At 70.3% G+C, this 11,638-nt stretch carries 7 protein-coding genes; all 7 read left to right on the top strand.

Annotation, left to right across the window (positions count from 1 at the left end):
* Positions 1–268: 268 nt before the first annotated feature.
* Positions 269–1,810 (top strand): sugar ABC transporter ATP-binding protein, encoded by a 1,542-nt coding sequence (locus Q0195_RS01280; RefSeq protein ID WP_299273493.1) that lies wholly within the window; start codon positions 269–271, stop codon positions 1,808–1,810.
* Positions 1,807–2,874: an ABC transporter permease gene (locus tag Q0195_RS01275; protein ID WP_299273490.1), complete on the top strand. Its 1,068-nt coding sequence runs from the start codon at positions 1,807–1,809 to the stop codon at positions 2,872–2,874. The genes Q0195_RS01280 and Q0195_RS01275 overlap by 4 nt, the downstream gene beginning before the upstream one ends.
* Before the next feature lies 1 nt (position 2,875).
* Entirely contained in the window at positions 2,876–3,943 is a 1,068-nt protein-coding gene (locus Q0195_RS01270; protein ID WP_299273487.1) for a sugar ABC transporter permease, read from the top strand.
* A gap of 274 nt (positions 3,944–4,217) precedes the next feature.
* The gene (locus tag Q0195_RS01265; RefSeq protein ID WP_299273484.1) at positions 4,218–8,273 is read left to right on the top strand and encodes an immunoglobulin-like domain-containing protein; all 4,056 of its coding nucleotides are present in this window, start codon (positions 4,218–4,220) and stop codon (positions 8,271–8,273) included.
* A gap of 279 nt (positions 8,274–8,552) precedes the next feature.
* On the top strand, positions 8,553–9,284 hold the full coding sequence (locus Q0195_RS01260; protein WP_299273482.1) for an L-ribulose-5-phosphate 4-epimerase: 732 nt from the start codon (positions 8,553–8,555) through the stop codon (positions 9,282–9,284).
* The gene (araA, locus tag Q0195_RS01255; RefSeq protein WP_299273480.1) at positions 9,281–10,789 is read left to right on the top strand and encodes an L-arabinose isomerase; all 1,509 of its coding nucleotides are present in this window, start codon (positions 9,281–9,283) and stop codon (positions 10,787–10,789) included. The genes Q0195_RS01260 and araA overlap by 4 nt, the downstream gene beginning before the upstream one ends.
* A gap of 383 nt (positions 10,790–11,172) precedes the next feature.
* Positions 11,173–11,547, top strand: a complete 375-nt coding sequence (locus Q0195_RS01250; RefSeq protein WP_299273477.1) for a hypothetical protein — start codon at positions 11,173–11,175, stop codon at positions 11,545–11,547.
* Positions 11,548–11,638 lie beyond the last annotated feature (91 nt).

Raw genomic sequence — 11,638 nt, 5'->3', positions numbered from 1 at the left:
CTGAGCTTCGTCGCCGAGTACAACCCGATCTTCGGTGAGACCGCGGTCGAGGTCGTCGAGTCCGTCCTCGCGGGCGAGGAGGTCGACTCCTACATCATCGTCCCGAGCGAGACCTTCGACTCGCCCGAGGCGGCCGAGGCAGCGCTGCCGAACCGGCAGTTCTGACCCACCCGAAGCTCGCTGCGGTGCGAGGGCGTGCCCCCCGTGCCCCTCGCACCGCAGCGGTCCATCAGCGCTCCCTGCCCGACCCCCTAGTCTTGGAAAGCCGATGTCTGAGGCCGTACCCATCGTTGAGATGCGGGACATCTCGATCGAGTTCCCCGGAGTCAAGGCGCTCGACCAGGTCCAGTTCCGCCTGTTCCCCGGCGAGGTCCACTCGCTCATGGGCGAGAACGGCGCCGGTAAGTCGACGCTGATCAAGGCCCTCACCGGCGTCTACCGCATCGACTCCGGGACCATCACCGTCGGCGGAGAGCGCCAGCAGTTCAGCGGCCCCTCCGACGCCGAGAAGGCCGGTATCGCGACGGTCTACCAGGAGGTCAACCTCTGCTCGAACCTCACCATCGGTGAGAACGTCATGCTCGGCCACGAGGTGCGCGGCCGGTTCGGGATCAACTGGAAGGCCACCCACGCGGCCGCCGTCGAGACCCTCGCCCGCCTCGGGATGGAGGGGCTGGACCCGACCAAGCCGCTGGCGAGCATCTCGCTGGCGATGCAGCAGCTCGTCGCGATCGCCCGCGCGATGGTCATCGAGCCGCGCGTGCTCGTCCTCGACGAGCCCACCTCGAGCCTCGACGCGAACGAGGTCGAGAGCCTCTTCGTCGTCCTGCGCCGGCTGCGCGACCAGGGGGTGGCGATCCTCTTCGTCTCCCACTTCCTCGACCAGGTGTACGAGATCAGCGACCGGCTGACCGTCCTGCGCAACGGGAAGTACGAGGGCGAGTACCCCGCGGACCTGCCCCAGTCCACGCTCATCTCCAAGATGATCGGCAAGGAGCTCGAGGCGCTCCGGTCGATCGACACCGCCGCGCGTGAGCACGCCGGCGTCGGTGAGCACCAAACTGTCCTGCGCGCCGAGTCCATCGGGCGCAAGGGGGCCATCATGCCGACCGACATCACCCTCGAGCGCGGTGTCGTCGTCGGGCTCGCCGGCCTCCTCGGCTCCGGCCGCACCGAGCTGGCCCGCCTGCTCTACGGCGCGGACAAGGCCGACTCCGGGTCGATCGAGATCCACGGCAGGAAGGTCTCCCTCGGCTCGCCCGCCACGGCGCTCTCCCACCGGATCGCGTTCTCCACCGAGAACCGCCGGGACGAGGGGATCATCGGCGACCTCACGGTGCGCGAGAACCTCATCCTCGCGATGCAGGCCAAGCGCGGGTGGCTGCGCCCCATCCCGCGCAAGGAGCAGGACCGCATCGTCGAGAAGTACATCCGCGAGCTCAGCGTGCGGCCGGCGGACCCCGAACGGCTCATCAAGAACCTCTCCGGCGGGAACCAGCAGAAGGTGCTCCTCGGCCGGTGGCTCGCCACCCAGCCCGAGGTCCTCATCCTCGACGAGCCCACACGCGGGATCGACGTCGGCGCCAAGGCCGAGATCCAGGAGACCGTGCTGCGGCTCGCGGAGGACGGCGTCTCCGTGCTGTTCATCTCCGCCGAGCTGGACGAGGTCGTGCGCATCTGCGAGCGCATCCTCGTCCTCAAGGACCGGGTGAAGATCGCCGAGGTCGAGAACGGCCCGGAGGTCACCCCGCAGACCATCGTCGAGATCATCGCCCAGCACGGGTCGGTCATGGAAGAGGTGGCCTCGTGAGCCAGCACCAGTCCGGACTTCGTGGCACCCTCCAGCGGCTCGTCGGCGCCCGGTACAGCTGGGCCGTCCTCGCCATCCTCGTCCTCCTCGTCGTCAACCTGGTCCGCGACCCCTCCTACCTCGCGATCTCGGTGAACCCGGTGACGGGGAACCTCGCGGGCAACGTCCTCGACATCCTCCGGGCCGCCGCCCCCATCCTCATGATCGCCGTGGGCATGTGCCTGGTCATCTCCACGAGCGGGATCGACCTGTCCGTGGGGTCCGTCATGGCGGTCTCCGGCGCGGTGTCGATGGAGCTGCTCCGCAACCTCGACTACGACAGCGCGCTCCCCGCCGCGCTCGTCGCGGTCGGGCTCGCGCTCCTCGTCAGTACGGCGATCGGCGTGGCCAACGGCATCCTCGTCTCCGTCGTCGGGCTGCAGCCGTTCATCACCACCCTGATCATGATGCTCGCCGGGCGGGGGATCGCCAAGGTCATCACCTCCGGCCAGAACACCACCGCGCACAACGACGCCTTCCGGTGGATCGCCAACGGGCACATCCTCGGCTTCCCGGTCGTCGTGCTGCTCGCCCTCGGGGTCGTGGTCATCGTCGGCGTCCTCGTCCGGCGCACCGCGCTCGGCCTCATGATCGAGTCCATCGGGATCAACGCCGAGGCCAGCCGCCTCGTCGGCATCAAGCCCCGCGGGCTGCTCATCACCGTGTACTCGGTGAGCGGGCTGCTCGCGGGAGTGGCCGGACTGTTCTCCGTCTCCCTGGTCATGACCGTCGACGTGTCCCAGACCGGCTACCAGATGGAGCTGGACGCGATCCTCGCCGTCGTCATCGGGGGCACGGCGCTCGCCGGTGGGAAGTTCTCGCTCGCCGGTGCGGTGGCCGGGGCGTTCCTCATCGCCACCCTGGACAAGACGGTGGTCTTCCTCGGGGTCCCCTCCTCGGCGACCCCGGCCTTCAAGGCCGTCGTCATCATCGCCGTCTGCCTCGTCCAGTCCGACCGTGTCCGTGGATACGTCTCCTCACGTCGCCGTGCCCGAGCGACTGCGCTGCAGGAAGGGATTGCTTGAGATGTCGACCGACAAGACGTCTGCGGTCGCCGAGGCGGTGGACAGGCAGGAGTCGCAGCGGCAGCGGTGGGGCGGCCTCGCCGCACGGCTCACCCAGGTCAACCCCGCGGTCATGCCGACCGCAGCGGCCGTGCTCCTCTTCGTGCTCATGGTCGGCTACGGGGAGCTGAGCTACGGCGGGATCATCCAGTACAACACGCTGTCAAACCTCCTCATCAACAACGCGCACCTCATCATCATCGCGGTGGGCATGACCTTCGTCATCCTCACCGGGGGGATCGACCTGTCGGTCGGCTCGGTCATCGCGTTCTCCAGCGTCGCCGGGGTGATGCTCGCCGGTGCCGGCTGGGACCCGTGGCTCGTCGTCGGGCTCATGGTCGTCATCGGAGCCCTCTTCGGGCTGGCCGCCGGGGTGCTGGTCGAGCACTTCAACGTCCAGCCGTTCATCGCGACGTTGGCGACGATGTTCCTCGCGCGCGGGCTGGCCTCGATGCTCAGCACCACGCCCGAGCGGCTCGCGGACGACTCGGCGATCCGGTCGCTCGCGAAGCCGATCACCATCGTCGACGGCCCCGGGGTCAACGACCTCGTCATCACGCCCGGCGGGATCATCGCGATCCTCGTCGTCGCCGCGGGCTTCTTCGTCCTCCACCGCACCCGGATGGGCCGCACGGCCTACGCCGTCGGCGGGTCGGAGCAGGCCGCCACGCTCATGGGCCTGCCGGTCCGCTCGACGCGGTTCCTCGTGTACGTCGTCAGCGGCGGGCTCGCCGGGGTCGCCGCGGTGGTGTACACCTCGCGTCTCGGCATCGCCCAGAACATCACCGGCATCGGGTGGGAGCTGGACGCGATCGCCGCCGTCGTCATCGGCGGGACGCTGCTCACCGGCGGGGCCGGCTTCGTGCTCGGGTCCGCGGTCGGTGCGCTCGTCCTCGGGCTCATGCAGCTGCTCATCGTGCGCGACGGCGGGATCAACCCGGAGATGACCACGGTGATCACCGGGACGATCCTCCTCATCTTCGTCCTGCTGCAGCGCGTCGTCACGATGCGGCGCCGCTCGGACACGTAGGCACCCAGCGACTCGACGCGGCCGCGGCACGCATGCGCGGCTGCGTTGACATCCACGATGTGAGCGTTCACACTGAGAGGTGACGGTTCACCCGTGCACTCACCGGGCAGGCTCAGGCTCCGGCGCCGGAGCTCGCCGGGGGAGCGAGGAGGCCGCGGCGGCACGACGGCCGGTCGTGTCCCGTGCGACTCGGCGCGCCCACCGGCGGCGCCCGGGCCCAGGTAGTCACGCCAACGGCGTGCGTCGGAGCACGCCATGTCGAGAAAGGACCGGTATGAGACATCGACGGACCGTGGCCGCCGTCGCGGCCGCGGCACTGAGCGCGGGGACGCTGGCGGCGGCGCTGCCGAGCGCCGCCGCCGCCGCGCCACCACCCACCGACGGACTGCTCCTCCACTACAGCCTGACCGGGGAGGGCGGCACCCACGTCGAGGACCTCTCGGGCAACGAGCTCCACGGCGAGGTCGTCGGCGGTGCGGAGCTCGGCCCGGCCGGGCTCACCCTGGACGGCGTGGACGACCACGTCGTCCTGCCCGACGACCTCATCGCGGGGCTCGACGCGATCAGCGTCTCGATGGACGTGCTGCTCGAGCCCCCGCACACGGGCAACTACTTCCTGTTCAACCTCGGCAACCCGGCCGTCGGCACCCCGCAGCAGGGCGACGGCTACCTCTTCGTCACCGACACCCCGAGCGTCGCGCGCGGCACCATCTCCGACTTCGCGTGGGGTGCGGAGCAGAACGTCACCGGGACGAAGAAGTTCGAGCGCGGCGTGTGGCAGCACGTCACCTACACCCTCGAGGACGGCACCGCCCGGCTCTACGTCGACGGAGAGCTCGTCGGAGAGAACCCGGACATCACCCTGACCCCCGCCGACATCGGGGACGGCCGCACCACGGCCAACTACATCGGACGCTCGGCCTACGACGCCGACCGGCGCGTGGACGGTTCGGTCAAGGACTTCCGCATCTACGACCGCGCCCTGGCCGGCGAGGAGATCGCCGACATCGTCGCGCTCAACGCCGAGGTCTCCCTCGAGGCGGACGTCGAGTCCTTCGTGCTCGACGGCCTCGAGGGGCTCACCGCGAACGTCGCGCTGCCCTCCACGTCGCCCGGTGGCTCGGCACTCACGTGGGAGACCTCCGACCCGGACGTCATCACCGCGGAGGGCGTCATCACCCGCCCGGCACCCGGCGCGGAGCCCGCGACGGCCACGCTCACCGCGACGCTGAGCCAGCGCGGCCTCACCGCCCAGAAGAGCTTCCCGGTCAGTGTACTGCCGCAGCTCGACGACGCCGAGCGCGCCCAGCTCGCCGCCGACGCGCTCGTCGTCCACAACATCGAGGACGTCCGCGGCAACCTCTACCTGCCCACGACCGGCGACGACGGCGCAACCGTGACCTGGCAGAGCGCGGCCCCCGACGTCGTCACGCCCACCGGCGAGGTCACCCGGCCCGCCGCCGGTGAGGAGACGGTCACCGTGGAGCTCACCGCGACGGTGACGGTGGGCGAGGGCACCGCGACGCGCGTCTTCGAGGCCGTCGTCCCGCCGCTGCCGGAGGAGCAGGACTACGAGGGCTACCTGTTCTCCTACTTCCTCGGCGAGGGCCTGGAGCACGGTGAGCAGGTCTACTTCGCGCTGAGCGAGGGCAACGACCCGCTGGCGTACGACGTCCTCAACGACGGCGAGCCGGTCATGGTCTCCACCAGCGGTGAGATGGGACTGCGCGACCCCTACATCATCCGCTCCCCGGAGGGTGACAAGTTCTACCAGATCGCCACCGACCTGCGGATGTGGAACCAGTCCAGCGGCAGCTGGGACCACGTGCAGCGCCACGGCAGCCGCAACGTCGTCGTGTGGGAGTCCACCGACCTCGTCAACTGGTCGGAGAGCTGGGTCGCCGAGGTCGCCCCGGAGAACGCCGGCAACGCCTGGGCCCCGGAGATCTTCTACGACCACGAGCTCGGGGAGTACGTCGTCTTCTGGGCGTCCAAGCTCTACGCCGAGGACGACCCGGACCACACCGGCAACGTCCACAACCGGATGATGTACGCCACCACGCGTGACTTCCGGAACTTCAGCGAGCCGCAGATCCTCATCGACCCCGGCTACTCCGTCATCGACACGACGATGATCGAGCACGACGGCCGGGTGTACCGGTTCACCAAGAACGAGGCGAACCGCTCGTCGTCGAACCCCGGTGGCAAGCACGTCTTCCAGGAGGTCGGGTCCGGTCCGCTGGCCGATGACTTCGAGCTCGTCAAGGACGCCGTCGGGGCCGGCGACATCAACCAGGGCGAGGGCCCGCTCGTCTTCAAGTCGAACACCGAGGAGCGCTGGTACCTCTTCATCGACGAGTACGGTGGCCGCGGGTACGTGCCCTTCACCACGACCGACCTCGACAGCGGTGAGTGGACGATGCTGGCGTCGGGCGAGTACGACTTCCCGGCGCGGTTCCGTCACGGCACCGTCCTGCCGATCACCGGAGCGGAGTGGGAGGCGCTCGACGCGGCGTACGGGAACCCCGGCGACGCCGAGGCGGTCGAGGAGGACCTGGCCGACCTCACCATCCCGAACCTCGACGACGTCCGGGGCAACATCACCCTGCCGGAGGAGGGTGAGCGGGGCAGCGCGCTGTCCTGGACCTCGAGCCACCCCGAGGTCATCGCGACCGACGGCGTGGTCAACCGGCCCGCACACGGCGAGGAGCCGGTCGAGGTCACCCTGACAGTGACCGCCACCCGTGGCGAGGTCAGCGCCGAGCGGACCCTCGTCGCGACGGTCCAGCCGCTCCCGCAGCTCGAGGAGACCGAGGCGTACTTCTTCCCCCACTTCAAGGGGGAGAGCACCGCGGACGGGGAGCAGATCTACTTCGCCGCCAGCCGGGGGAACAACGCCCTGGACTGGATCGCGCTGAACGACGACGAGGTGGTCCTCGAGTCGACGATGGGCGAGCGCGGCCTGCGCGACCCGTTCATCATCCGCTCCGCGGAGGGTGACCGGTTCTTCCTCATCGCCACCGACCTCAAGACCTACCGGCCCGGGCAGGGCCCGGACTTCGCCCGGGCGCAGCAGAGCGGCTCGCTCTCCCTCATGATCTGGGAGTCGACCGACCTGGTGAACTGGGGCGAGCAGCGGATGGTCGAGGTCAATACGCCCTACGCGGGCAACACCTGGGCGCCGGAGGCCCACTACGTCGAGGACCTGGGGATGTACGCCGTCTACTGGGCGTCCAACCTCTACGACACGACGGAGACCGAGGGCCGCAGCACCTGGGACAGCTACAACCGGATGATGATCTCCTTCACCCGGGACTTCGTGACCTTCACCGAGCCCGAGGTGTGGATCGACATCCGCCGTGGCCCCGGTCGGGGGATGATCGACTCGACGATCGTCGAGCACGACGGGATGTACTACCGCTTCACCAAGGACGAGCGGAACGACATCATGGAGGTGCTCCTCGAGAAGTCCCCGGACATGCTCCGCTACCAGGAGGGCGCGGTCGGCACCACGTGGGAGCTCATCACCGAGCGGATCGGCTCCGGTGACCCCCTGCGCCACGCCGAGGGGCCCACGGCCTTCAAGGCGAACGCCGGCGACGTCAACATCGAGCCCGGCCAGGACACCTGGTTCCTCTTCCAGGACTGGCCGCCGTACGGCGGGGGCGACGGGTACGTGGCCTTCTCCTGCACCGACCTCGACGACCCGGACTGCTGGACCCACGAACCGGGACTCAACCTCAGCGCCCGCCACGGCACGGTCCTGCCGATCACGGCGGCGGAGCACGAGCGGCTGCTGCGGGCCTACCAGCCCGACGCACTCGTGGAGTCGGTGGCCGACGTCGAGGTGACGACCGAGGCCGGCACCGCCCCCGAGCTCCCGGAGACCGTCGAGGTCACCTACGCCGACGGTTCCACCGGTGAGCTCCCGGTGACGTGGGAGGACGTCGACCCGGCTTCCTACGCCGCGCCCGGGCAGTTCGAGGTGACCGGTGACCTCGGCCAGGGGGTCTGGGTGGCCGCCCGCGCCGTCGTCACGGTGACGGAGGCGGAGGGGCCGCAGGTCACCGCGACCGCCGACACCCGCTGCGTCGTCGGCCGGGTGGTCGAGACCGTCCGCGTGACGAACGAGGGCGCCTCCGCCGTCGAGGCGGTGGTCTCGTCGCAGCACGGCACCCGGACGGTGACGGTCGAGCCGGGACGCTCGACGTCCGTCACCTTCAGCACCCGCCTGGGCCAGGTGCCCGACGGTGAGGTGACGGTGACGGCGACCGGTGCCGAGGGCTCGGCGACGGTGACCGCTCCGTACACCGCACGTAGCTGCAGCTGAGGGGCGACGACACGAGCCGGCGGGCCCGTCGGGTGGGAGCGTCCACCCGGCGGGCCCGCCGCCGTGTCGGCACGAGGGCCGGGCCGGAGTGGCCGGTTGTCTCGACGGGTTGCGCAACTTCCGGGAGTGAGGTGACGGGAAGGCGTGTGAGCGATAACATCAGGGAGAGGCAGAACGGGGGCAGAACGAAAACTTTCGGCCGGAGCGGGGCATCTGCGTAACCGGTCGCCCCGGGCGCAGCGAGTGCGCCACCGTCGTCATCGTCGAGGAGGTTGTGTGATGAGGGCCCTGGCAGACCTGGACACCGCTACGAGAGAGGCGGTCGCGCGCACGCGGCAGGTCGTGGCCGACCTGCATGCCGAGCTGCCCCGCAACGGGCTCGTGGTCTGGACGGCGGGCAACGTCTCCCAGCGCGTCCCGGGCAGCGACCTGTTCGTCATCAAGCCCTCCGGGGTCTCCTACGACGAGCTGACCGCCGACGTCATGGTCGTGTGCGAGCTCGACGGCACGAAGATCGAGGACGGCACGTCCGACCGGCTGCAGCCGTCCTCGGACACCGCGGCGCACGCCTACGTGTACCGGCACATGCCCGAGGTGGGCGGCGTCGTCCACACGCACTCTCCCTACGCCACCGCGTGGGCCGCACTCGGGGAGCCCATCCCGTGCGTCCTCACGATGATGGCGGACGAGTTCGGCGGTCCGATCCCGGTTGGTCCGTTCGCGATCATCGGTGACGACTCCATCGGCCGCGGCATCGTCGAGACCTTGCGCGAGTCCCGGTCGCCCGCCGTGCTCATGCGCAACCACGGTCCCTTCACCATCGGCAGGGACGCCCGCGCGGCCGTCAAGGCCGCGGTCATGTGCGAGGAGGTCGCCCGCACGGTCCACCTCGCGCGCCAGCTCGGTGAGCCGCTCCCGGTCGCCGAGCACCACATCGACCAGCTCTACGAGCGCTACCAGAACGTCTACGGCCAACAAGACGCTGACGAGACCCGAAAGGACAGCAAGTGAACAACCCCTTCGAGGGCAAGGAGATCTGGTTCCTCACCGGGAGCCAGGACCTCTACGGTGAGGAGACCCTCGCCCAGGTCGCCCAGCAGTCAGCGCAGATCGTCGCCCAGCTCGACGGTGCGGAGGAGATCCCCGTCAGGGTCGTGCACAAGGGCACGATGAAGGACCGTGACGCGATCCGACGGGCCGCGCTCGAGGCCAACAGCGACCCGCGCTGCCTCGGTGTCATCGTATGGATGCACACGTTCTCCCCGGCGAAGATGTGGATCCTCGGCCTCGAGGCGCTCACCAAGCCGATGCTCCACCTCCACACCCAGGCGAACGTCGCGCTCCCGTGGGCGACGATCGACATGGACTTCATGAACCTCAACCAGGCGGCGCACGGCGACCGTGAGTTCGCCTACATCGCCTCCCGGATGGGGGTGGCCCGCAAGACGGTCGTCGGACACGCGAGCACGCCCGACGTCCGGGCCAAGATCGGCACCTGGGCCCGCGCCGCGGCCGGCTGGCACGCCCTGCAGAACATGCGGGTGTGCCGCTTCGGGGACAACATGCGCAACGTCGCCGTCACGGAGGGCGACAAGACCGAGGCCGAGATCGCACTCGGCGTGTCCGTCAACACGTGGGCGGTCAACGACCTCGTCGAGCGGGTCGAGGCCGTGTCCGACGCCGACGTCGACGCCCTCGTCGCCGAGTACGACGAGCTCTACGACGTGGTCCCCGAGCTCGGGCCGGACGGTGCGCGGCGCGAGTCGCTGCGGTACGGGGCCCGGCAGGAGCTGGCGATGCGCAGCTTCCTCGAGGAGGGCGGCTTCACCGCCTTCACGACGAACTTCGAGGACCTCGGCGGCCTGCGGCAGCTGCCCGGCCTCGCCGTCCAGCGGCTCATGGCCGCGGGCTACGGCTTCGGTGCCGAGGGAGACTGGAAGACTGCCGTCCTCGTGCGGGTCGCCAAGGTCATGGGCCACGGCCTGCCCGGCGGTGCCTCCCTCATGGAGGACTACACCTACGAGATGACGCCGGGGCGCGAGAAGATCCTCGGCGCCCACATGCTCGAGGTCTGCCCCTCGCTCACGGTCGACAAGCCCTCCCTCGAGATTCACCCGTTGGGGATCGGCAACCGCGAGGACCCGGTGCGGCTGAAGTTCACCGCCGACCCCGGCCCGGCTGTCCTGGTCTCCCTCACCGACCTGCGCGAGCGGTTCCGCCTCACCGCGAACGTCGTGCGCGTGGTCGAGCCGGACGAGCCGCTGCCCAACCTGCCGGTCGCCTGCGCGGTCTGGGAGCCGGAGCCGTCCTTCGCCACGTCGGCCGAGTGCTGGCTGACGGCGGGCGGGGCGCACCACACCGCGATGACCACGGCGCTGGGCATCGACGTGTGGGAGGACCTCGCGACGATCGCCGGCGTCGAGCTCGCGGTCATCGACCGCGAGACGACCACCCGCAGCTTCGCCGAGAGCCTGCGGCTGGGGCAGGTGTACTACCGCCTCGCGCAGGGCTTCTGAACCACCGGCCGGGCGGCGCGACACCGTGCCGCCCGGCCGCACCACCGAGGTGCGCCGCCTCACCCGCGGCGAGACGCGAAGCGGTGCGGCCCGGTCGACGCGACACGGACCGCCCACCGCGCTCGACTACAGTTGACGACACGATGTGTGAGCGATAACATCCGCACACGGCGCGGACGTCGCCGTCACGCCGGTGCCGGACGGCGCCGCGGTGTGCAGAAGGTCGGGAGAGCGAGGGCCAGGATGCGCAACGGTGCTTCCCTCCGGCCCACCATCCCGCAGGGCACACCGGTCACCCCTGCGACGTCCGTCCGCGGCGGGAACCCCGGGGACCCGGCCACAGTGAAGTGCTGAACGCCGATCTGAGAGGACGCGATATGCGTATGTCGATCCGAGCCGCCGGGCGGGTGCTCGGAGTCACGGTGGGGCTGGTTGCGCTGCCGGTGGCGGCACTGGCCGACACCCCGGGTGACGACCAGGGCGAGGGGGTGTCCGTCAACGTCGACATCGCGCCGACGGACGGGCCCAGCGCCACCACCGGTCCCACCGGTCCGGCTGACCCGACGCCGCAGCCGACCGGGAGCACGGGGGAGCCGGGAGGCGTGACCGTACCCGCCGACGACCCGACGTCAGGAGCGCCGGACGAGCTCGAGCGCACCGGGTTCGGCGGCACGCCGCTGCTGCTCGCCGCGGCCGGGCTGCTCGCCGCGGGGGTGGGGACCGCGCTGTCCGCCCGCCGGCGGAGGCACCGGGGCTGAGCCGCAGTCTCCGGCCCGGCGGTGCCGTCGCACCGCCCGGATGACGAAGGCGCCCGCCCCCGGCTGGGGACGGGCGCCTCCGTCTGTCTCC

Source organism: uncultured Georgenia sp. (genome assembly GCF_937958535.1).
GTDB lineage: Bacteria > Actinomycetota > Actinomycetes > Actinomycetales > Actinomycetaceae > Oceanitalea.
Note: the sequence above shows the minus strand (reverse complement) of the source record. Positions and strands in the feature narration are given on the sequence as shown.

Excerpts from the sequence above, each read along its gene's own strand:
- Q0195_RS01260 (WP_299273482.1), top strand. The coding sequence starts at position 8,553 with ATGAGGGCCCTGGCAGACCTGGACACCGCTACGAGAGAGGCGGTCGCG.
- Q0195_RS01280 (WP_299273493.1), top strand. The coding sequence starts at position 269 with ATGTCTGAGGCCGTACCCATCGTTGAGATGCGGGACATCTCGATCGAG.
- Q0195_RS01265 (WP_299273484.1), top strand. The coding sequence starts at position 4,218 with ATGAGACATCGACGGACCGTGGCCGCCGTCGCGGCCGCGGCACTGAGC.
- Q0195_RS01270 (WP_299273487.1), top strand. The coding sequence starts at position 2,876 with ATGTCGACCGACAAGACGTCTGCGGTCGCCGAGGCGGTGGACAGGCAG.
- Q0195_RS01250 (WP_299273477.1), top strand. The coding sequence starts at position 11,173 with ATGTCGATCCGAGCCGCCGGGCGGGTGCTCGGAGTCACGGTGGGGCTG.